General features: G+C 71.1%; 18 protein-coding genes. 9 read left to right on the top strand and 9 right to left on the bottom strand.

Features of this window, described 5'->3' with window-relative positions; translation table 11 throughout:
• Position 1: 1 nt before the first annotated feature.
• From hisB to hisD, 3 genes are read right to left on the bottom strand one after another with little or no spacing between them, the layout of a single operon-like run.
• Positions 2-595 (bottom strand): imidazoleglycerol-phosphate dehydratase HisB, encoded by a 594-nt coding sequence (gene hisB / locus ACZ5DS_RS01595; RefSeq protein WP_030783530.1) that lies wholly within the window; start codon positions 593-595, stop codon positions 2-4.
• Positions 592-1,701: a histidinol-phosphate transaminase gene (locus ACZ5DS_RS01600; protein ID WP_468232865.1), complete on the bottom strand. Its 1,110-nt coding sequence runs from the start codon at positions 1,699-1,701 to the stop codon at positions 592-594. Before ACZ5DS_RS01600 ends, hisB begins: the two co-directional genes overlap by 4 nt.
• Entirely contained in the window at positions 1,698-3,023 is a 1,326-nt protein-coding gene (gene hisD / locus ACZ5DS_RS01605; RefSeq protein WP_468232867.1) for a histidinol dehydrogenase, read from the bottom strand. Before hisD ends, ACZ5DS_RS01600 begins: the two co-directional genes overlap by 4 nt.
• Positions 3,024-3,201: 178 nt before the next feature.
• On the opposite strand from hisD, the gene ACZ5DS_RS01610 reads away from it, so the two are divergent.
• The 4 genes from ACZ5DS_RS01610 (at position 3,202) to ybaK (ending at position 7,358) form a co-directional block, all read left to right on the top strand.
• Positions 3,202-4,779, top strand: a complete 1,578-nt coding sequence (locus ACZ5DS_RS01610) for an oxidoreductase (RefSeq protein WP_468232868.1) — start codon at positions 3,202-3,204, stop codon at positions 4,777-4,779.
• Positions 4,780-4,975: 196 nt separating this feature from the next.
• Entirely contained in the window at positions 4,976-6,028 is a 1,053-nt protein-coding gene (locus ACZ5DS_RS01615) for a hypothetical protein (protein WP_468232870.1), read from the top strand.
• An 11-nt stretch (positions 6,029-6,039) separates the two neighbouring features.
• Complete coding sequence (locus ACZ5DS_RS01620; RefSeq protein WP_468232872.1) at positions 6,040-6,780, top strand: LON peptidase substrate-binding domain-containing protein; 741 nt, start codon at positions 6,040-6,042, stop codon at positions 6,778-6,780.
• A 23-nt stretch (positions 6,781-6,803) separates the two neighbouring features.
• Positions 6,804-7,358, top strand: a complete 555-nt coding sequence (gene ybaK, locus ACZ5DS_RS01625) for a Cys-tRNA(Pro) deacylase (RefSeq protein ID WP_468232873.1) — start codon at positions 6,804-6,806, stop codon at positions 7,356-7,358.
• Between the two features lie 20 nt (positions 7,359-7,378).
• Here the strand turns inward: ybaK and ACZ5DS_RS01630 are convergent, their stop codons facing one another.
• The 4 genes from ACZ5DS_RS01630 to ACZ5DS_RS01645 all read right to left on the bottom strand — a co-directional run bounded on the left by ACZ5DS_RS01630 (position 7,379) and on the right by ACZ5DS_RS01645 (position 11,313).
• Complete coding sequence (locus ACZ5DS_RS01630) at positions 7,379-8,017, bottom strand: AAA family ATPase (RefSeq protein ID WP_468232875.1); 639 nt, start codon at positions 8,015-8,017, stop codon at positions 7,379-7,381.
• A gap of 34 nt (positions 8,018-8,051) precedes the next feature.
• On the bottom strand, positions 8,052-8,876 hold the full coding sequence (locus tag ACZ5DS_RS01635; RefSeq protein ID WP_468232877.1) for an ABC transporter permease: 825 nt from the start codon (positions 8,874-8,876) through the stop codon (positions 8,052-8,054).
• A gap of 109 nt (positions 8,877-8,985) precedes the next feature.
• Positions 8,986-9,999: an ABC transporter ATP-binding protein gene (locus tag ACZ5DS_RS01640; RefSeq protein ID WP_468232879.1), complete on the bottom strand. Its 1,014-nt coding sequence runs from the start codon at positions 9,997-9,999 to the stop codon at positions 8,986-8,988.
• 93 nt (positions 10,000-10,092) lie between these two features.
• Complete coding sequence (locus tag ACZ5DS_RS01645; RefSeq protein ID WP_468232881.1) at positions 10,093-11,313, bottom strand: NYN domain-containing protein; 1,221 nt, start codon at positions 11,311-11,313, stop codon at positions 10,093-10,095.
• Between the two features lie 226 nt (positions 11,314-11,539).
• Between ACZ5DS_RS01645 and ACZ5DS_RS01650 the strand changes: the two genes are divergently transcribed.
• Complete coding sequence (locus ACZ5DS_RS01650; protein WP_468232883.1) at positions 11,540-11,713, top strand: hypothetical protein; 174 nt, start codon at positions 11,540-11,542, stop codon at positions 11,711-11,713.
• Between the two features lie 82 nt (positions 11,714-11,795).
• Here ACZ5DS_RS01650 and dnaE read toward each other — a convergent pair whose 3' ends face one another.
• Positions 11,796-15,335, bottom strand: a complete 3,540-nt coding sequence (gene dnaE / locus ACZ5DS_RS01655; RefSeq protein WP_468232885.1) for a DNA polymerase III subunit alpha — start codon at positions 15,333-15,335, stop codon at positions 11,796-11,798.
• Between the two features lie 169 nt (positions 15,336-15,504).
• Here dnaE and ACZ5DS_RS01660 point away from each other — a divergent pair, with 169 nt between their 5' ends.
• The 4 genes from ACZ5DS_RS01660 to ACZ5DS_RS01675 all read left to right on the top strand — a co-directional run bounded on the left by ACZ5DS_RS01660 (position 15,505) and on the right by ACZ5DS_RS01675 (position 20,242).
• Positions 15,505-16,830 carry a DUF2252 domain-containing protein gene (locus tag ACZ5DS_RS01660; RefSeq protein WP_468232887.1) on the top strand — a complete coding sequence of 442 codons (1,326 nt, stop codon included), beginning with the start codon at positions 15,505-15,507 and terminating at the stop codon, positions 16,828-16,830.
• A gap of 67 nt (positions 16,831-16,897) precedes the next feature.
• On the top strand, positions 16,898-17,578 hold the full coding sequence (locus ACZ5DS_RS01665; RefSeq protein ID WP_468232889.1) for a hypothetical protein: 681 nt from the start codon (positions 16,898-16,900) through the stop codon (positions 17,576-17,578).
• Positions 17,579-17,644: 66 nt separating this feature from the next.
• Positions 17,645-18,466: a thioredoxin domain-containing protein gene (locus ACZ5DS_RS01670; RefSeq protein ID WP_468232891.1), complete on the top strand. Its 822-nt coding sequence runs from the start codon at positions 17,645-17,647 to the stop codon at positions 18,464-18,466.
• Positions 18,467-18,571: 105 nt separating this feature from the next.
• Positions 18,572-20,242, top strand: coding sequence for an alkaline phosphatase D family protein (locus tag ACZ5DS_RS01675; protein WP_468232893.1), 1,671 nt, complete (start codon positions 18,572-18,574; stop codon positions 20,240-20,242).
• Between the two features lie 7 nt (positions 20,243-20,249).
• On the opposite strand, the gene ACZ5DS_RS01680 is transcribed toward ACZ5DS_RS01675, so the two are convergent.
• Positions 20,250-20,819, bottom strand: coding sequence for a dienelactone hydrolase family protein (locus tag ACZ5DS_RS01680; RefSeq protein ID WP_468232895.1), 570 nt, complete (start codon positions 20,817-20,819; stop codon positions 20,250-20,252).
• Positions 20,820-20,895 lie beyond the last annotated feature (76 nt).

The raw sequence follows: 20,895 nt of genomic DNA on the forward strand, positions 1-20,895 counted from the left end.
GTTACAGCGCGCCCTTCGTGGAGGGGAGGATGCCGGCCGCGCGCGGGTCGCGCTCGCTGGCGTAGCGCAGGGCCCGGGCGAGCGCCTTGAACTGGCACTCCACGATGTGGTGCGCGTTGCGCCCGTAGGGCACGTGCACGTGCAGCGCGATCTGCGCCTGGGCGACGAAGGACTCCAGGATGTGCCGGGTCATCGTCGTGTCGTACTCACCGATCATCGGCGCCATGTTCTCGGGCTCGGTGTGCACGAGGTAGGGGCGGCCGGACAGGTCGACGGTGACCTGGGCGAGGGACTCGTCCAGCGGGACCGTGCAGTTGCCGAAGCGGTAGATCCCCACCTTGTCGCCGAGGGCCTGCTTGAAGGCGGCGCCGAGCGCGAGGGCGGTGTCCTCGATGGTGTGGTGGGAGTCGATGTGCAGGTCGCCGTCGGTCTTCACGGTCAGGTCGAACAGACCGTGCCGGCCGAGCTGGTCGAGCATGTGGTCGTAGAAGCCGACGCCGGTGGCGATGTCGGTCCGCCCGGTGCCGTCGAGGTCTATCTCGACGAGCACCGAGGTCTCCTTGGTGGTGCGCTCCACGCGTCCAACGCGGCTCATGCCTCAAGCTCCTTCTTCAGCTCACGTACCGCGTCCAGGAACGCGTCGTTCTCCTCGGGGGTTCCGGCGGACACCCGCAGCCATCCCGGTACGCCGTTGTCCCGGACCAGGACGCCTCGGTCGAGGATCTTCTGCCAGGCCTCGTGGGCGCTCTCGAACCGGCCGAACTGCACGAAGTTGGCGTCGGACGCGACGACGTCGTAGCCGATCGCGCGCAGCTCGGCGAGCAGCCGGTCCCGCTCCGACTTCAGCTGCTCGACGTACTTCAGCAGCGTGTCGGTGTGCTCCAGGGCGGCCAGGGCGGTCGCCTGGGTGATCGCCGAAAGGTGGTACGGCAGCCGGACGAGCTGGACGGCGTCCACGACCGCGGGGTGCGCGGCGAGGTAGCCGAGGCGCAGTCCGGCGGCGCCGAACGCCTTCGACATGGTGCGGGAGACGACCAGGTTCGGCCGGCCCTCCAGCAGCGGCAGCAGCGAGTCGCCGTGGCTGAACTCGATGTAGGCCTCGTCCACGACCACCATCGACGGCCCCGCCGCCTGGGCCGCGTCGTACAGCGCGAGGACCGTCTCGGGCGGGACCGCGTTGCCGGTGGGGTTGTTGGGGGTGGTGATGAAGACGACGTCCGGCTTGTGCTCGGCGATCGCCTGTTCGGCCGCGGCCAGGTCGATCGTGAAGTCCTCGGCACGCGGGCCGGAGATCCAGCCCGTGCCGGTGCCGCGCGCGATGAGCGCGTGCATCGAGTACGACGGCTCGAAGCCGATGGCCGTACGGCCAGGGCCGCCGAAGGTCTGCAGCAGCTGCTGGATGACCTCGTTGGAGCCGTTGGCGGCCCACACGTTCTCGGTGCCGAGCGGGTACTTGCCCGTCCTCGTCAGGTACTCGGCCAGCTCGGTGCGCAGCTGGACCGCGTCCCGGTCGGGGTAGCGGTTCAGGTTCCGGGCGGCCTCGCGCACCCGCTCCGCGATCCGCTCGACCAGCGGCTCGGGCAGCGGGTACGGGTTCTCGTTCGTGTTCAGCCGTACGGGGACGTCCAGTTGGGGCGCGCCGTAGGGGGACTTGCCGCGCAGCTCGTCCCGTACGGGGAGATCGTCGATTCCGAAGCTCACTTGCTCGTCGGTACCTTCCACCCGAACCTTGCCTTGATCGCCGCGCCGTGCGCGGGCAGGTCCTCCGCCTCCGCCAGCGTCACCACGTGGTGGGCTACCTCGGCCAGCGCGTCCTTCGTGTAGTCCACGATGTGGATGCCGCGCAGGAAGGACTGGACGGACAGCCCGGAGGAGTGGCAGGCGCAGCCGCCGGTGGGCAGGACATGGTTGGACCCGGCCGCGTAGTCGCCGAGCGAGACCGGCGCCCAGGGACCGATGAAGATCGCGCCGGCGTTCTTCACGCGGTCGGCCACGTCGGCAGCCTGGGCGGTCTGGATCTCCAGGTGCTCGGCGCCGTACGCGTCGACCACCCTGAGGCCCTCCTCGATGCCGTCGACCAGCACGATCGCGGACTGCCGGCCGGCGAGGGCCGGACGGATCCGGTCGTCGACGTGCTTGGTGGCCGCGACCTGCGGCTCCAGCTCCTTCTCCACCGCGTCGGCCAGCTCGGCCGAGTCGGTGACCAGGACGGCCGCCGCGAGCGGGTCGTGCTCGGCCTGGCTGATCAGGTCCGAGGCCACGTGCACCGGGTCGGCGGTGTCGTCCGCGAGGACCGCGATCTCGGTGGGACCGGCCTCGGCGTCGATGCCGATCTTGCCGGTGAAGAAGCGCTTGGCGGCGGCGACCCAGATGTTGCCGGGGCCCGTGACCATGTTCGCGGGCGGGCAGGACTCGGTGCCGTAGGCGAACATCGCGACGGCGGTGGCGCCGCCGGCCGCGTAGACCTCGTCCACGCCGAGCAGGGCGCACGCGGCGAGGATCGTCGGGTGCGGCAGTCCACCGAACTCGGCCTGCGCGGGCGAGGCGAGCGCGATCGACTCGACGCCGGCCTCCTGCGCGGGCACCACGTTCATGATCACGGAGGACGGGTAGACCGAGCGGCCGCCGGGCGCGTAGAGCCCGACACGCTCCACCGGCACCCACTTCTCGGTCACGGACCCGCCGGGCACGACCTGGGTGGTGTGCGTCGTACGGCGCTGCTCACGGTGGACCAGACGGGCGCGGCGGATGGACTCCTCCAGGGCCGCGCGCACGGCCGGGTCGAGCGCCTCGAGCGCGTCGGTGAGCGCCTGGGCCGGGACACGGACGGATTCCAGCCGTACTCCGTCGAACTTCTCGGCGAAGTCGATCAGCGCCGCGTCGCCCCGATGATGCACGGCCTCGCAGATCGGACGCACCTTCTCCAGGGCGGCCGATACGTCGAAGTCGGCTCGGGGCAGCAGGTCGCGCAGGGCGGGGCCCTCGGGAAGGGCGTCGCCGCGCAGATCGATTCGGGAGATCACGGTTCCAATTCTCTCAGACCGGGGTCGGGGGCTGTTGGCGCGTATCAATGGCTGATACAGAACGTGGCCGGAAGCCGGAAGATCACCTTCACGTCTAGTGTTCCGGGCGTCACTCAGCGGGCATGAACGGGTGTACGACACAGGTGGCTCACAAGTAGGCAGGGAAGAAGGAAGAGCGGTGACCGAGGGGGCCGGCATCAACGCCGGGGACCTGCCGGACGACCTGACCGCGGCCGAGGCCGGCATGTGGCAGGCCTTCCGCAACGGCAGCGTGTACGACCTGAGCAGCGGGGACGCCGTCGCGGACGACCCGCACGGCGGGCATCCCTGGGGGCCCGAGCGGAGCGTGCGGGCGCGCATCGTCTGCTGGCTGCTGCTGGACGGGCCGCCCGCACTCGCGGGCCGGGTGTCCTCGCTGAAGCTGGCCGGTGTGCGGGTCACCGGCTCGCTGGACCTGGCGGGCGGCACGGTCACGCCGTACGTGGAGATGCGCGGCTGCCGCTTCGACAACGAGATCCTCCTCCCCGAGGCCCGGTTCACGACCCTCCGCCTGGTGGACTGCGCGGTGCCCCGTCTGGAGGCGGCCCGGGTGCACACCGAGGGCGATCTGCATCTGCCGCGCTGCCGCTTCCAGAACGGGGTACGGCTGACCGACGCGCACATCGGCACGGATCTGCTGCTCAACCAGGCGGTCGTGTACCGGGACCGCAGCGGCCGCTCGATCGCCGCGGACGGCATGACCGTCGGCCAGGACCTCCAGGCTGAGCTGCTGGAGTCGCACGGCGAGTTCAGCCTGCGCAGCGCCAAGATCGGGGTCTCGCTGAGCCTGCGCGGAGCGAAACTGGCCAATCCGTACGCGCGACTCGCCCTGAACGCGCCCCAGCTGACCGTCGGGCGCACCCTGTACCTGACCCCGGCCGGCGTCGGCAGCCCGCTGCTGAGCGGGACGACTCCCGCGCGCGGGACGCGGATCCAGCGCTTCGAGGCCCAGGGCGGGGTGCGGCTGGACGACGGCCGGTTCGGGGACGCCATCGACCTGGAGCGGGCCCGGTTCGTCCTCACCGACGACCAGGTGCTGTCGCTGCGCCGGGTGCAGACGCCGGAGCTGCGTTTCCTCGGGGACGGTCCGCAGCGCGGCCAGGTGCTGCTGTCCGGTGCGCGGGTCGTCAACCTGGTGGACCGCGCGGACAGCTGGCCCGGCCCGGGCAGTCTGCACATGGGCGGCTTCACGTACGAGAACCTGGTCCCGCGGGGGCCTTTCCCGTTGACCCGGCGCCTGGACTGGGTGGCGGCGGCCACCGCCGAGTACAACCCGGAGCCGTACGAGCGGCTGGCCGCCGTGCTGCGCGCGGCCGGGGAGGACGAGGACGCCCGCGAGGTGCAGCTCGCCAAGCAGCGCCGGCGCCGCGAGACGCTGCCGCTGGCCGGCAAGTTCTGGGGGTACGTCCAGGACTGGACGGTGGCCTACGGCTACCGGCCGGGCCGGGCCGCGGTGTGGATGGCGGTGCTGTGGGCGGCGGGCACGCTGGCCTTCTCGCACGCCGACCATCCGCCGATGAGCTCCGGCGGCCATCCGTCCTGGAGTGCCGCGCTGTTCACCCTGGACCTCCTGCTCCCGGTGATCGATCTGGGCCAGGCCGGCCAGTGGCAGCTGCGCGGCGGCTGGCAGTGGCTGGCGGCGATGATGATCATCCTGGGCTGGATCCTCGCGACGACGGTGGCGGCGGGAGCGACACGGCTGCTCCGCCGGAACTGAGGCTCGGTGCGCCGACCCGGCCGGCACTCAGGTCACTGACGTACCTCCGGCCGCACAGGTCACCGTCGGACCGGCTTGCCGACAGATACGCCACAGCGCGTGAACAGTCAGCTTTTGCCCTCCCTTGACCCGCGGGCGTACAACCTTCCATGACTTGTCCCGACCCTCTGGCGCGTGCCCGACCTGCGGTCTTTCAATGGTCGACACCATGGCTCTGCTGCCGGCGTTCCTCCGCCCCACACGGATGACACGACGTGCCTCGCGCCCCGCCGACCACCAGCCGGCCGGCGACGAGGCCGTCCTCGACGCGCCCGACGAACGCCTCTCCCCCGTGCTGGTCGCGGCCGGCCGGGGCGAGTACGGCCCCGCAGCCGCGCTGCTCGCCACGACGCGCACGGCGGCCGAGTGGGAGGACCACGACCGGTACACCAAGCGGCTCGCGGCCTTCGCGCGCTCGCGCCCCGAGTGGTTCGAGGAATGGCGTACGGCCGCCCCGGGCGACCCCGACGTGACACTCGTCGGAGCCCAGCTGGCCGTGGACCGCGCCTGGCCCTCGCCGGCCCGCGCCGAGCTGCTGCGCGAGGTGAGCCCGCTGATCACGGCCGCCGCCCGGGCCGACGACCGGGACCCGGTGCCGTGGCGGATCGCGCTCGACCACGCGCGCGGCTCCCTGGCCGGGCACCGCTACTTCGGGGAGCTGTGGGAGGCCGCGGTCCGCCGGGCCCCGCACCACTACGGCTGCCATGTCGCCGCCCTGCGCTACCTCGGCGCCGCCTGGCACGGCTCGCACCCCGAGTGCTTCGACTTCGCCGACCTGGCCGCGCAGGACGCCCCGGCCGACTCGCTCGTCCAGGCGCTGCCGGCCCGGGCGGCCCTCGCCTATCTGACCGACGGCTGCGGCCCCGAGGTGCCACGCGGACGGCTGGACGCGGCGGCCGACCGTGCGGTCGCGCTCTCCGGCCGCTTCCCGGCGGCCGCCCCCTGGCCCGCCGAGCTCCGCAACAAGCTGCTCTACGTCCTGGCCCGGCTGGAACGCTGGACGGAGGCCCGCACCCAGCTGCACCTGATCGGCCCGTACGCCACCTCCTTCCCCTGGGAGCGGCTGTCCGACGACCCGCTCGGCCACTTCCTGCGGGTGCGCGAGGCGCTTCTGACGGCCGCTCCGCGCGCCGCCGTGGCCGAGCTGACGACGGCACCCACGCGACCGCGGAACGGACACCGCGGCCAAGCTCCCGCCCCCGACCATTAGGCTGGGGCGCCGTGACCACCGTCCGTCTCCCCCTCTTTCCGCTGAACTCGGCGCTGTTCCCCGGGCTCGTGCTGCCGCTGAACATCTTCGAGGAGCGCTATCGCGCCATGATGCGCGAGCTGCTGAAGACCCCCGAGGACGAGCCGCGCCGGTTCGTCGTCGTGGCGATCCGCGACGGCCACGAGGTGGCACCGAGCGCGCCGGGCATGCCGGATCCGACCGCACAGCCCGAACGGGGCCCGGCCGCCGGCTTCGGCCCGGACCCGCTGAAGTCCTTCCACGGCGTGGGCTGCGTGGCGGACGCGGCGACCATCCGGGAGCGCGCCGACGGCACGTTCGAGGTCCTGGCGACCGGGACGACCCGGGTACGGCTGCTGTCCGTGGACACGTCCGGCCCGTTCCTGACGGCGGAGCTGGAGGAGCTGCCGGAGGACCCCGGCGACGAGGCGGGCGCGCTCGCGGAGGGCGTCCTGCGCGCCTTCCGCCAGTACCAGAAGCGTCTGGCGGGCGCCCGCGAACGCTCGCTGTCGACCGGGGCGGACCTCCCGGACGACCCCTCGGTGGTCTCCTACCTGGTGGCCGCGGCGATGGTCCTGGACACCCCGACCAAGCAGCGGCTGCTCCAGGCACCGGACACCGCCTCCCGGCTCCGGGACGAGCTGAAACTGCTGCGCGCGGAGACGGCCATCATCCGTAACCTGCCGTCGTTGCCCGCGTTCGAGCTGACGCGGACGCCGACCAGCCTGAACTGAACGAACCGAGGCCGAGACACCCGATGGCGAAGAAGTCGAAGAAGCAGCAGCCCGAATCAAAGGCGCGCGAAGCGCATTCGAACAGGGCTGGTGGTGGGCGACGGGTGGGCGGGACGCCCGCGACGGTGTCCCTGACGGCTGCGGGTGTGGACTTCACGGTCCACTCCTACGACCACGATCCCGCCCATCCCTCGTACGGCGAGGAGGCGGCGGAGGCGATGGGCGTCTCCCCCGACCGGGTCTTCAAGACCCTGGTGGCCGACGTGGACGGCAGTCTGACGGTGGCGGTGGTCCCGGTCTCCGGCACGCTGGACCTGAAGGCCCTGGCCGCGGCGGTGGGCGGCAAGCGGGCGGCCATGGCCGACCCGGCCCTCGCGGAGCGCACCACCGGCTATGTCCGCGGCGGCATCTCCCCGCTGGGCCAGCGCAAGAAGCTCCCCACGGTCCTGGACGACTCGGCCGAGTCCCACGACACGATCTGCATCTCGGCGGGGCGCAGGGGGTTGGAGGTCGAACTGGCTCCGGGGGACCTGGCGAAGCTCACGGATGCGGTGCTGGCCCCGATCGGCCGGGGCTGAGAGGGCGGGCAGAGCCCGGGTCACCCCTGCGGATAGGGCGGCTCGGGGTCCCGGGGCCCGAACAGCGCGGTCAGCCCGAGATGCACCAGCAACGCGGCGACCGGCCACGCCAGCAGTGCGCTCTTCGCCCCCAGCTTCAACGGCGCCGAGAAGGTCACACCCTTGCCCACGGCCTTGGCGTGAGCGATGACGTCCGACTCAGGGCCCAGCCATATGCCGAGCCGCCACGCCAGCAACGACCCCAGCAGCCCGCCGAGGCCGAGTGCCACCACGAGCGGCACACCCCCACGCCGCCGCAGCAGGAACACGACGACCGCGCTGACCACCCCGAACCCGAGGCCTGTCAGCGTGAACGTCCCGTCCACCCCGGCCGCCTGCTCGCCCTCGGTGTCCTTGAAGTAGACGACCCAGCTCTTGTCGACCTCGTTCCCCACCAGCGGCACATGCGGCGCCAGCCACCACCACAGCAGCCCGAACAGCACTCCGCCCAGGGCCACCGCCAGCGTGATCACAGCGGCGTCCCGCACTTCGGTCTTCATCCCGGGGCCGTCCTGTTCGTGCCATCCCGCGACCGGCGCCCCGGCAGGCGGCGGCGCCTGCCAGAGCTGGTGCGCGGAGTTGTCGTGCGGCGGCGGAGGCGGAGTCAGCGGTGCGGTCACCCTGACATCGTGCCAGGTCGCGCTGTGCGCCGCGTCACCGGACGGCGGCCCTGCGGTACGCCCAGGTCGCCACGGCCAGCGAAACCACCCCGACACCCGCGCAGACGCCCAGGTCAGCGAGGACGACGGCCCAGTCGGGGTGCGCCGCGAAGGTCCGGGCGTACGCCTCCACGCCGTAGGTCGACGGCAGCAGATCCCGGGCCAGCGTCACGATCTCGGGCATCCGGTCGGCCGGCAGCACACCGAGCAGCAGCGCCGCCGACATGCCCAGCTGCCCCAGCAGCGTGGCCAGCTCGGGCCGCGGCGCGAGCAGTCCGCAGGCGGCGCCGAGCCCGGCGAGCGCGGCCCCGGCGAGCGGGATCACGGCCACCAGGATCCACAGGTTGGCCAACGGCAGTCCGAACAGCGCGCACCCGAAGACGGCGGTCACCAACGTCCCCGGCACGGTGAAGGAGGCGTACGCCCCCGCGGCGCCCAGCACCACCGCGGCCGGCGGCACCGGCAGCGTGGCGTAGTGGTCGAGTCCGCCGCTGGCGCGCAGCTGCCCGAAGTACTGCGACAGCAGATTCAGTGCGACGTAGGCGACGACGAGCACCGAGGACCCCGCCACCACGGACCGGGCCTCACTGCCGCTGTCGACGACACCCCGCATCATCACGGTGATGCCGACGGACTGGAAGGTCGCCACGAACAGCAGCGGGATGCGCGCCACCCGGGCCCGGGACAGCTGCGCCCGGTAGACCGCCACCAGCGACGGCCACAGCCGCGCGGGCGGCCCCAGCTCGGCCGCGCGCGGGGCCGCCTGAGGCACGGCGGCCCGGGGACCGCCCTGCAGAACCTCCGCGGGTACGACACTCACGACGAGCTGCTCCTCTTCCCGACGGCGTTCGCCCCGCCGTCCTCCAGGAAAATCCCAGGGGACCCGTGGGCTCCCCACAGGGACCATACGCATCCGGCGTCCCACCCGCTCACGCCTTCACCAGCCCCTGCCGTGCCGCGCCGCCCAGCGCCAGGTACACGTCCTCCAGGCTGGGCGTGGCGAGCGTGAAGTCGTCCAGGGCGGCGAAGGCGGCGCCGCCGGTCACCGTGGCGACGACGGCCCGGGCCTCCTCGGGCGCGAGCCGGAGCGTCCAGCGCCGGCCGGACTCCACGGCCCGTTCGCCCAGCACGGCGACCTCGGGGACGTCCAGCGGCGCCCGCTCCCGCCACACCAGCTCCACCCGCACCTCGCCGGAGACCTGTTCCTTCAGGCCGGCGGGGGTGTCGCAGGCGATGACCCGGCCCTGGTCCAGGACGGCGACCCGGTCGAGGACGGTCTCGGCCTCGATGACGTTGTGGGTGACCAGCAGCACGGTCGTACCGCGCTCGGCCCGCCGCCGGTCCACGGCCGCCCAGACGGCACGCCGGGCCACCGGGTCCATGCCGGTGGTCGGCTCGTCCAGTACCAGCAGCTGCCGCTGCCCGACGAGGGCGGCGGCGAGGCAGGCGAGCCGTCGCTGCCCGCCGGACAGCTTCTTCAGCGCCCGCCCGGCGATCGGCGTGAGCCCCAGCTCGTCGAGTACGGCGTCCCGCTCGGCCCGCGCCTGCCGTACGTCGAGGCCGCGCAGCCGTCCGGTGGTCTCGGCGGCGAGGGAGACGGTCAGCTCGTCCAGGGCGGAGGACTCCTGGCCGAGATAGGCGAGGATCCGGGCGGCCCGCTCGGGATGCCTCACGATGTCGTGCCCGAGGATCTCGACGCTGCCGGTGTCCGGCCGCAGCAGCCCGGTGAGCTGCCGTACGAGGGTGGACTTGCCGGCGCCGTTCGGCCCGAGCAGCCCGAAGATCTCGCCGCGCCGCACGTCCAGCTCGACGCCGTCGGTGGCCCGCACCTCGGGCGTACCGGGCGCTCCACGCCGCCCCTTCACGGGCGGGTAGGTCTTGCTGAGCCCGCGCACGCGTACGACCTCGTCATGCCGAAGGGCCTGTCCCGCGCGCGTACTCACAAGGGACGAGACTACGGGGTCCCGCCCCTTTACTCGCCTTTGGGGCCTCTTCTCACCCTCGGCTTCTCGTCCCGGCGCCGGGCATCTGCCTGCTCACTCGCCGGCAGGCGCATGCTCGGCCGCCGCCGGCACGTCGACCTCCCGCCAGAAGCCGGCCCGGATGGCGTAGCGGTCGTGCTCGTCGATCTGGTCGTCCTTGTGGGCGAGCAGTCCGAAGCGGGCGGCGTACCGCAGCAGCTCGCCGTCGATGCGGTGCGGGATGCGCGGGTACATCGTGGACAGCCGCTGCAGATGGCTCTGGTCGCCGAGCCGGGACATCCACCGGCGGGCGAAGACCTGCCCCACCTCGTACGGGTCGCCGCCGACCGCGGTGATGTCCTCCTCCCGGTCGGCCCACCGCTGCTCGGCGGTGGTCAGCTGGGCCAGGGTCGGCATGGAGGCGACCTCGGGCGGCTCGGAGACCGCCCCCGGCCGGTCCACCCACCCCTTGTCGGAGGACCACCTGAGGGTCGCGGTGGCCGGATGCTGCACGGCCTGGACGCCGGGCGCGCGCAGCGCGGCGAGGTCCTTGGGGGTGGGTACGCCCTTCGGGGCGGGCACCCGCTCCTGGGTTCCGTTCTCCGAGGCGGCGGGGGCCGGCGCGCGGGTGCCCTCCTGGACGGGGCCGTCGGCGGCCGCGGCGAGCGAGGACTCGGGCAGCGGCGCGGAGAGGATCGCGGCGATCTCGGGGCGGGGCGCGGGCGGCGGCGCGCAGACGCCGGTCAGTTCCTTGGCGCGGACCGCCTGGGTGATCCAGGCCCGGTCCAGTACGCGCCGCTCGTCGGCCTCGGCGACCAGGTCCTCGGACTGGTTGTAGTCCCCGTCGGCGGCCTGCACGGCCCACAGGTGGACGGCGACGCCGTGTTCCTTGGCGGCCATCATGCCGGGCAGCAGGTCGCCGTCGCCGGTGACCAGGACGACGTCGGAGCAGGCGCGGTTGCGGGCCAGCTCGGTCAGCTCGGCGTGCATGGCGGCGTCCACGCCCTTCTGCGCCCAACGTCCGTCGCTGCGGGTGAGGGCGCCGAGCCGGACGGTGACGCGGGGCATCACACGCAGTCGCCGGTGCTCCGGCTGGGGGACCCGGTCGGGGGCGCCGTCGAACCAGTAGATGCGCAGCAGCGGCCGCTCGGTCTCCGACTCCGCGCGTTCGCGCAGGGCCTGGATGAGCGCGGCGTGGTCGACGGTGATCCGGGACCGCGAAGGCTCACCGGCGAGGAGGCTGGCGGCGGCTCCCAGCAGGTACCCGGCGTCCACCAGGACGATGCAGCGGTCCACGCGACTCACCCTCTTCCCGGGAGGCTTTTGCTTCGGACTTCCTTCGAGTCTGCCCGACCTCGCGGGGGTTAACGGCCCGAACTCGATCTTCGGCGTGGCGTTTGTGCATCTCGCACGCCCGCGCGCCCCGCTACACACCGTAATTATCCGACATGCACCTCATGTCAGCTTATGTGAATCTGGTCCCGGCCCTGGCCCCTAGATCCCCCACAGGAGGCAGATCACCATGGCCAAGAACAAGAAGCAGGACCGAAGCCAGAAGCAGGCCCCGCAGTCCGAGCGCGGCGCCCAGCAGGGGCAGCGCCCCCCGGCGGAGTCGCGGGACGAGCAGCACCTCTCCGCGATGTCCCCCGCCGACGTGGCGCGCAAGGGTCGGCAGAAGCGTTTCGGCCACAACTGAGATCTGTAAATCGGGCCGTTGAAGCCCAGGCACACCGAGGGGCGCATCCGTGGCGGATGCGCCCCTTGCGTGCTCGTACGACTCAGCCGGCCAGGCAGGACGGCCCGAGGAGCACCTTCAGGTCGCCGAAGAGTGCCGGGTCCGGCTTGACCCGGTGCCGGTCCAGGCGCAGCACGGTGGTCTTGCGCGGGCCCTGGAGCTTGATGCGGACCTCGCTGTCGCCCTTGTGGTGGCTGAGGATCTCGCCGAGGCGGCTGACCATGGGCGGGGTGACCCTGGTGGCCGGGATGGTGAGGATCACCGGCGCGTTGGTGCCCGCGTTGGACAGGTCCGGGACCATCAGCTCCATGGCGACGAGCCGGGGCACGTCCTCGCGCTTGTCGAGGCGGCCCTTGACGAACACGACCGCATCCTCGACCAGCTGGGTCGACACCAGTTGGTAGGTGGCCGGGAAGAACATGCATTCGATGGAGCCGGCGAGGTCCTCGACCGTGGCGATCGCCCAGGCGTTGCCCTGCTTGGTCATCTTGCGCTGCAGGCCCGAGATGATGCCGCCGATGGTGACCACCGCGCCGTCGGCGTGCTCACCGCCGGTGAGCTGGGCGATGCCCGCGTCCGCCTTGTCGGACAGCACGTGCTCCAGGCCGAAGAGCGGATGGTCGGAGACGTAGAGACCGAGCATCTCCCGCTCCTGGGCGAGCAGGTAGGTCTTGTCCCACTCGTCCTCGGTGAACTGCACGTCGAGTCCGAAGCCGGGCTCGCTGCTCTCCTCCTCGCCCATGCCGCCGAAGAGGTCGAACTGTCCCTCGGCCTCCTTGCGCTTGACCGCGACCACGTTGTCGATCATCGGCTCGTACTGCGCGGTGAGGCCCTTGCGGGTGTGCCCCAGGGTGTCGAACGCGCCCGCCTTGATCAGCGACTCCGTGGTGCGCTTGTTGCACGCGACCGCCTCGACCTTGTCGAGGTAGTCGGGGAAGGAGGCGTACTTGCCCTTCGCCTTGCGGCTCTTGATGATCGACTCCACCACGTTGGTGCCGACGTTGCGCACGGCCTCCAGGCCGAAGAGGATCACGTCGTCGCCCTGGGCGGCGAAGTTGTGCACCGACTCGTTGACGTTCGGCGGGAGCACCTTGATGCCCATGCGGCGGCACTCGTTGAGGTAGATCGCCGACTTGTCCTTGTCGTCCTTGACCGAGGTCAGCAGCGCGGCCATGTACTCGGCGGGGTGGTTCGCCTTCAGGTACGCGGTCCAGTACGAGACCAGGCCGTACGCGGCCGAGTGCGCCTTGTTGAACGCGTAGCCGGCGAACGGGACCAGCACGTCCCACAGGGCCTGGATGGCCTCGTCGCTGTAGCCGTTCTTGCGGGCACCGGCCTGGAAGATGGTGAAGTTCTTCGCCAGCTCGTCGGGCTTCTTCTTGCCCATCACGCGGCGGAGGATGTCAGCCTCGCCGAGCGAGTACCCGGCGATGATCTGGGCGGCTTTCTGCACCTGCTCCTGGTAGACGATCAGGCCGTAGGTGACCGCGAGGACCTCTTCGAGGGGCTCCTCCAGCTCCTTGTGGATCGGCGTGATCTCCTGCTGCTTGTTCTTGCGCAGCGCGTAGTTCGTGTGGGAGTTCATGCCCATCGGGCCCGGGCGGTACAGGGCCGACACGGCGGAGATGTCTTCGAAGTTGTCGGGCTTCATCAGGCGCAGCAGCGAGCGCATGGGGCCGCCGTCGAACTGGAAGACGCCGAGGGTGTCGCCGCGCTGGAGCAGTTCGAAGGTCGTCGGGTCGTCCAGCGGGAGGCCCAGGAGGTCGATGTCGATCCCCTTGTTGACCTTCACCATCTTGACGGCGTCGTCCATGATCGTGAGGTTGCGCAGGCCCAGGAAGTCCATCTTCAGCAGGCCGAGCGACTCACAGCTCGGGTAGTCCCACTGGGTGATGGTCACGCCGTCGGTGTGCCGCACCCAGACCGGGACGTGCTCGGTGATGGTCTCGCTGGACATGATCACGCCGGCGGCGTGCACGCCCATCTGCCGGACCAGGCCCTCCACACCGCGCGCGGTGTCGATGACCTTCTTCACGTCCGGCTCGTTCTCGTACATCCCGCGGACCTCGCCGGCCTCGCTGTAGCGGGGGTGGCTGGGGTCGGTGATGCCGGAGAGGGGGATGCCCTTGCCGAGGACGTCGGCGGGCATGGCCTTGGTGATGCGGTCGCCCATCGCGTACGGGTAGCCCAGCACGCGCGCGGAGTCCTTGATCGCGTTCTTGGCCTTGATGGTGCCGTAGGTGCCGATCATGGCGACCTTGTCGGCGCCGTACTTCTCGGTCACGTACCGGATCACCTCGACGCGCCGGCGCTCGTCGAAGTCGATGTCGACATCGGGCATCGAGATGCGCTCGGGGTTGAGGAACCGCTCGAAGATCAGGCCGTGCGGGATCGGGTCGAGGTCGGTGATGCCCATGGCGTAGGCGACGATCGAACCGGCCGCGGAGCCTCGGCCGGGGCCGACCGCGATGCCGTTGTTCTTGGCCCACATGATGAAGTCGGCGACCACGAGGAAGTAGCCGGGGAAGCCCATCGAGATGATGACGTCCATCTCGTAGTCGGCCTGCTTCTGGCGGTCCTCGGGGATGCCGCCGGGGAAGCGGCGCTCCATGCCGCGGCGCACTTCCTCCTTGAACCAGGTGACCTCGGTGTAGCCCTCGGGGATGTCGAACTTGGGCATGAGGTCGCGCTTCTCGAACATGCCGGTGGTGTCGACCATCTCGGCGACGAGGAGCGTGTTGGCGCAGCCCTCCTGCCAGGCGTCCGAGGAGTCGATGGCGTACATCTCGTCCGTGGACTTCAGGTAGTAGCCGGTGCCGTCGAACTTGAAGCGGTCCGGGTCGGAGAGGTTCTTGCCGGTCTGGATGCACAGCAGGGCGTCGTGGGCGCCGGCCTCGTGCGCGTACGTGTAGTGCGAGTCGTTCGTGACCAGCGGCGGGATGCCGAGCTTCTTGCCGATCTCCAGGAGGCCGTCGCGGACCCGGTGCTCGATCTCGATGCCGTGGTCCATCAACTCCATGAAGTAGCGGTCCTTGCCGAAGATGTCCTGGTAGTCGGCGGCCGCCTTGAGGGCCTCGTCGAACTGTCCCAGGCGCAGCCGGGTCTGGACCTCGCCGGAGGGGCAGCCGGTGGAGGCGACGATCCCCTCGGACCACTGGGCGATGGTCTCCTTGTCCATCCGGGGCCACTTCTGCAGCCAGCCCTCGGCGTAGGCGTCGGAGGAGAGGCGGAAGAGGTTGTGCAGGCCCGTCTTGTTGGTGGCCCACATCGTCTTGTGGGTGTAACCACCGGAACCGGAGACGTCGTCCCGCTTCTGGTGCGGCTGGCCCCACTGGATCTTGCGCTTGTTGCGCCGGGACTCGGGGGCGACATAGGCCTCGATCCCGATGATCGGGGTGATTCCGGCCTTCTGCGCGGAGTGGAAGAAGTCGTACGCCCCGTGGAGGTTGCCGTGGTCGGACATGGCGATGTGCGTCATGCCCATCTCGTTGCAGGCGTTGAACATGTCCTTGAGCCGCGCGGCACCGTCCAGCAGCGAGTACTGGGTGTGGACGTGCAGGTGCGTGAAGGGCGGCTTTGACACGTGAGGCCTCCGGGGGAAACACTCGGCGACGGGCTGGCGGACAGTTCTGGGGTCAGCGTCGAAGTCTATGCCTCGGGACTGACACTCCACGGGCACTCCCACGTACCTTCGTGCGTTGGAGACGGCAGAAACGCTGTCGTACAGGCAATGCACCAGGAGGCACTCCGCGATGTCGGTTCCCCAGCTCAGCGACGAGCAGCGCGGCGAGGAGATCGTCGCCGTCTTCGACACCGCCTTCGGCCGGCTCCTGGCCGCCGACCCGGCCGCGTTCCGCGTGAAGTTCCGGAAGATGGCGGCCTCGGCGTTCGCGTTCTACCGGGGGACGGCGGCCCTCTTCTACCACGACCTGGACGCAGAGAAGCGCGGTGGTCCGTTCCTGGACGAGCGCACCTCGCGCGTGTGGATCCACGGCGACCTGCACGCCGAGAACTTCGGCACCTACATGGACTCCAACGGCCGCCTGGTCTTCAACGTCAACGACTTCGACGAGGCCTACGTCGGCCCGTTCACCTGGGACCTGAAGCGGTTCGCCGCCTCCGTCGCGCTCATCGGTTACGCGAAGGCGCTCAGTGACGAGCAGATCACCGAGCTGGTGACGGTCTACGCGACCGCCTACCGCGAGCGCATCCACGCCCTGGCCACGGGCGCCAAGCGCGACGAGGTGCCGCCGTTCACGCTGGACACCGCACAGGGTCCGCTGCTGGACGCGCTGCGTGACGCCCGCTCGCTGACCCGCTTCGCGCTGCTGGACTCGATGACCGAGATCCGCGACTTCGAGCGCCGCTTCGCCCCGGGCGGCGGCTCCATCGAGCTGGACGCGGCCACCCGCTACAAGGTGCTGGCCGCCTTCGACGGCTACCTGGAGACCCTTCCGGACTCCTCCCTGGCCCGCCCGGACTCCTACCGGGTGAAGGACGTCGTGGGCCGTCGCGGCATCGGCATCGGCTCGGCCGGCCTGCCGTCGTACAACATCCTCCTGGAGGGTCACAGCGACGCCCTGGAGAACGACGTCGTGATCTACATCAAGCAGGCCCAGACCCCGGCCGTCTCCCGGCACATCACGGACCCGGCGATCGCGGAGTACTTCCAGCACGAGGGCCACCGCACGGTGATCTCCCAGCGCGCCCTGCAGGCGCACGCCGACCCGTGGCTGGGCTGGACCGAGCTGGACGGCGCGGGCCAGCTGGTCGCCGAGGTCTCGCCGTACGCCGTCGACCTGGACTGGGGCGACATCGACGACCCGGAGGAGATCGCGGCCGTCGTCGCCGACCTGGGCCGGGCCACGGCCACGATGCACGCGGCGGCGGACGACACCTCCGGTGAGTCCCTGGTGCCGTTCTCCACCGAGCGGGCCATCGACGCGGCGCTCGCGGCCGACGAGGAGGGCTTCGCGCCCCTGCTGGTGGACTTCGCGCACGGCTACGGCGCACGCGCGCGTGCCGACCACCAGATCTTCGTCGACCTGTTCCGCAACGGCCGGATTCCAGGGCTGTAACGTCACGCACTCACAGGCACCCTTTAGGGGTCTCTTACTCACGCGCGTGACAGACTCTCCTTTCGCTATGGACATATCCGGGACCCAGCTCAGAGCCGTGCGCGCGGCGCTGTTCACGGCCGTGGTCGTGACGCTCAGCACCGCGTCGCACGTCCTGCTGTCCAGGGCCCCGCTGCCGGTCGCGACCGTGGCCGCGGTCGCCGCCGGCGTGTTCCTCAGCGCGTACGCGCTGGCGGGCCGCGAGCGCGGCTTCGGCCGGATCGCGGCCCTGCTGATCCCGCTGGAGCTGGCCGCGGACACCGTCCTCACCACCGGCCAGCACGCCTGTTACGGCAGGGCGGGCGGCCCGGTCGCAGGTCCGCTGCGCGCCCTCGGCCTGGACGTGCTGTGCCAGGGCGCCGTGGGCACCCCGCTGGCCCAGGTGACCGGCTCGAGCCGCGGCACCGGGGCCCTGCTGGCGCACGCCAGCCCGGCGGCCGCCTGGCTGCTGCTCGCCGCGCACGTCTGCGTGGGGCTGCTGGCCGCCGTCTGGCTGCGCCGCGGCGAGCGGGCCCTGACCCAGCTGCTGCGCGCGGTCGCCGCGACCACCTTCCGGCCGCTGCTGCTGGCGGTCGCCGCCGGCGCCGTACGGCTGTGCCCGGCGCGCCGGCTGCCGCGCCCGACCGCGCGGCCGGCCGTCGCCCGCGACCGGTTGCTCGTGCACTCCCTGGGACGGCGGGGACCGCCGTGCTCATCGGCGTTCGCCTGAGCACAAGCAGTCCCCCACACGTATCCCGCGTACGACGTGTGCGCGTCCCACATGGAGATCACCACAATGAGCAAGCGAAACAGTCAGGCGGCGAAGACGGCGGCCCGGGAGCGGCTGCGCCAGGAGCGCGAGCGGCAGGCCAAGCGCGACAAGGCCAGGCGGCAGGTCATCGTGGCCGCCTCGGTCGTGGCCGTGCTGGCCGCGGCGGGCGGCATCGGCTACGCCGTCGTACAGGCCAACAAGCCCAGCTACTGGGAGGGCCTGAAGGACGCCAAGGTCGTCGCCCCGGCCAACACCACGGGTGCCAAGGGCACCACGGTCGTCATAGGCAAGGACAGCGCCAAGAAGACCCTGCAGGTCTACGAGGACCCGCGCTGCCCGGTCTGCTCCCAGTTCGAGCAGACCGTCGGCCCGACCGTGAAGAAGGACATGGACGAAGGCAAGTTCAAGGTCCAGTTCATCGGCGCCACGTTCCTCGACAACCACGACAACGGCGAGGGCTCCAAGAACGCCCTGAGCGCCCTCGGTGCCGCGCTCAACGTCAGCCCCGAGGCGTTCCTCGCGTACAAGAGCGCGCTCTACTCGGCGACGTGGCACCCGGACGAGAACACCGACAAGTTCAAGGACGACAGCTACCTCATCAAGGTCGCCGACACCGTGCCCGCGCTGAAGAACAACACGAAGTTCCAGGACGCGGTCAAGAAGGGCACCTACGACGCCTGGGCGATGGCCATGTCGAAGACCTTCGACGACGCCGCCAAGCTGGGCGTGAGGGGCACGCCGAGCCTCGTCATGGACGGCAAGAAGCTCACCGTCGGCAGCCAGGGCAACGCGCCCATGTCGGTGGCCGACTTCAACAAGGTGGTGGACGAGGCCCTCAAGGGCTGACCCACCGTCAGAAACCGATCACCGCGTGAAGAGCGGGCGAACTTTCGGAGTTCGCCCGCTCTGACGCATACCAATCAGTACAACTGCTCAGTAACCTGATCGGCCGTGACCAGTCGATACAGATCATTTTCGGCCTCCGAGGGCCTCAACTCCCTCTCGCCCCGCCGCCGTACGGTCGTCAAGGCCGCGGCGGCGACTGCTGTCCTGGCCGGCCCGATCGCCGCGGCGCTCCCGGCCCGCGCCGCCACGGACGCCCCCGCCTTCCTCCACGGCGTCGCCTCCGGCGACCCGCTGCCCGACGGCATCCTGCTGTGGACCCGGGTGACCCCCACTCCGGAGGCGATACCCGGCTCCGGGCTCGGCCCGGACACCGAGGTGAGCTGGATCGTCGCCAGGGACAAGGCGTTCACCAGCATCGTCTCCAAAGGTTCCACCACCGCGACGGCCGCCTCCGACCACACCGTCAAGGCCGACATCCGCGGCCTGGAACCGGCCACCGACTACTGGTTCCGCTTCTCCGCCGGCGGCACCGACTCCCCGGCGGCGCGCACCCGCACCGCGCCGGCGGCGGACGCCGCCATCTCCGGCCTGCGCTTCGGCGTGGTCTCCTGCGCCAACTGGGAGGCCGGCTACTTCTCCGCCTACCGCCACCTCGCGGCCCGCAACGACCTCGACGCCTGGCTGCACCTCGGCGACTACATCTACGAGTACAAGTCGGGCGAGTACGGCACCCGGGGCAAGGTCGTCCGCCCGCACGCGCCGGCGAACGAGATCATCACCCTCGCCGACTACCGCATCCGGCACGCCAAGCACAAGACCGATCCCGACCTGCAGGCCCTGCACCTGAAGGCGCCGGTCATCGCGATCTGGGACGACCACGAGTTCGCCGACAACGCCTGGTCGGGCGGCGCGGTCAACCACACCGAGGGCGCGGAGGGCACCTGGGCGAACCGTCAGGCCGCGGCCAAGCAGGCCTACTTCGAGTGGATGCCGGTCCGCCCCGCGATCGCCGGCACCACCTACCGCCGGCTGCGCTTCGGCAAGCTCGCCGATCTGTCCCTGCTGGACCTGCGCTCGTTCCGCTCCCAGCAGGCCTCCACGGCCAGCGGTTCGGTGGACGACCCGAACCGTACGATCACCGGGCGCGCCCAGCTCGACTGGCTGAAGGCCGGGCTGAAGGCCTCCGACACCAAGTGGCGGCTGGTCGGCAACTCGGTGATGATCTCGCCGTTCGTCATCGGCTCCCTCTCCGCCGATCTGTTCAAGCCGCTCGCCAAGCTGATGGGGCTGCCCCAGGACGGCATCGGCCTCAACACCGACCAGTGGGACGGCTACACCGACGACCGCCGCGAGCTGCTGGACCACCTGCGCTCCAACGCCATCGGCAACACCGTCTTCCTGACCGGTGACATCCACATGGCGTGGGCCAACGACGTGCCCGTGGACGCGGGCACCTACCCGCTGTCGGCGTCGGCGGCCACCGAGTTCGTGGTGACGTCGGTGACCTCCGACAACCTGGACGACATCGTGAAGGTCCCCGAGGGCACCGTGTCCGCGATCGCCTCGCCGGTCATCAGGGCCGCCAACCGGCACGTCCACTGGGTGGACACCGACCGCCACGGCTACGGCGTCCTGGACATCACCGCCGACCGTGCGCAGATGGACTACTACGTCCTGTCCGACCGCACGGACGCGAACGCGACCTCCAGCTGGGCGCGTTCGTACCGCACCCGCAGCGGCACGCAGAAGGTCGAGCGCACCTACGACCCGGTGTAGCCGCGCGCTACAGACTGTCGAGGAAGCCGAGCGCCACCCGCCAGGTGGCCTCGGCGGCCTCCTCGTCGTAGTCCGGCAGCTCGGGGTCGGTGTAGAGGTGTCCCGCCCCGGCGTACCGGTAGATCTCCACGTCCGCCCCCGCCCGGCCCATCTGCAGATACCAGGCGCTCAGCCAGTCGTCCGTCTCGAACGGGTCGGGCTCGGCCACGTGCAGCTGCACCGGCAGCTCGTCCACGTGCACGTTCGGCGCGATGTCCGACGTGCCGTGCACGAGGAGCAGGCCGCGCGCCTTCTCGTCGCCGAGCGCCAGGGTCTGCGCGATGGAGGCACCGAGCGAGAACCCCGCGTACACGAGCCCGCGCTCCGAGTACGGCGCCGCCGCCAGCACGGCCCGCTTCAGCAGCTCGTCCTTGCCGATCTTCTCCTTGAACTCCATGCCCTTCTCGACCGTGTCGAAGGTGCGCCCCTCGAAGAGGTCCGGGGTCCACACCTCGTGTCCCGCCGCACGCAGCCGATCCGCAGCCTCGCGCACCGCAGGCCTGAGCCCATAGGTCGAGTGAAAGAGCACGATGTTCATGCCCCCATGGTGCCAGCCGGGCCCGACAACGCCGTACCGCGTTGGTCCTCGGATGCGCCGCTCACCCACAGGTTCA

This window comes from Streptomyces sp. NPDC031100 (assembly GCF_055570785.1).

Bases quoted from the DNA above. Each gene is read 5' to 3' on its own strand.
- hisB (WP_030783530.1), bottom strand. From the start codon at position 595: ATGAGCCGCGTTGGACGCGTGGAGCGCACCACCAAGGAGACCTCGGTG.
- ACZ5DS_RS01615 (WP_468232870.1), top strand. From the start codon at position 4,976: ATGGTCGACACCATGGCTCTGCTGCCGGCGTTCCTCCGCCCCACACGG.
- ybaK (WP_468232873.1), top strand. From the start codon at position 6,804: ATGGCGAAGAAGTCGAAGAAGCAGCAGCCCGAATCAAAGGCGCGCGAA.
- ACZ5DS_RS01650 (WP_468232883.1), top strand. From the start codon at position 11,540: ATGGCCAAGAACAAGAAGCAGGACCGAAGCCAGAAGCAGGCCCCGCAG.
- ACZ5DS_RS01660 (WP_468232887.1), top strand. From the start codon at position 15,505: ATGTCGGTTCCCCAGCTCAGCGACGAGCAGCGCGGCGAGGAGATCGTC.
- ACZ5DS_RS01665 (WP_468232889.1), top strand. From the start codon at position 16,898: ATGGACATATCCGGGACCCAGCTCAGAGCCGTGCGCGCGGCGCTGTTC.
- ACZ5DS_RS01670 (WP_468232891.1), top strand. From the start codon at position 17,645: ATGAGCAAGCGAAACAGTCAGGCGGCGAAGACGGCGGCCCGGGAGCGG.
- ACZ5DS_RS01680 (WP_468232895.1), bottom strand. From the start codon at position 20,819: ATGAACATCGTGCTCTTTCACTCGACCTATGGGCTCAGGCCTGCGGTG.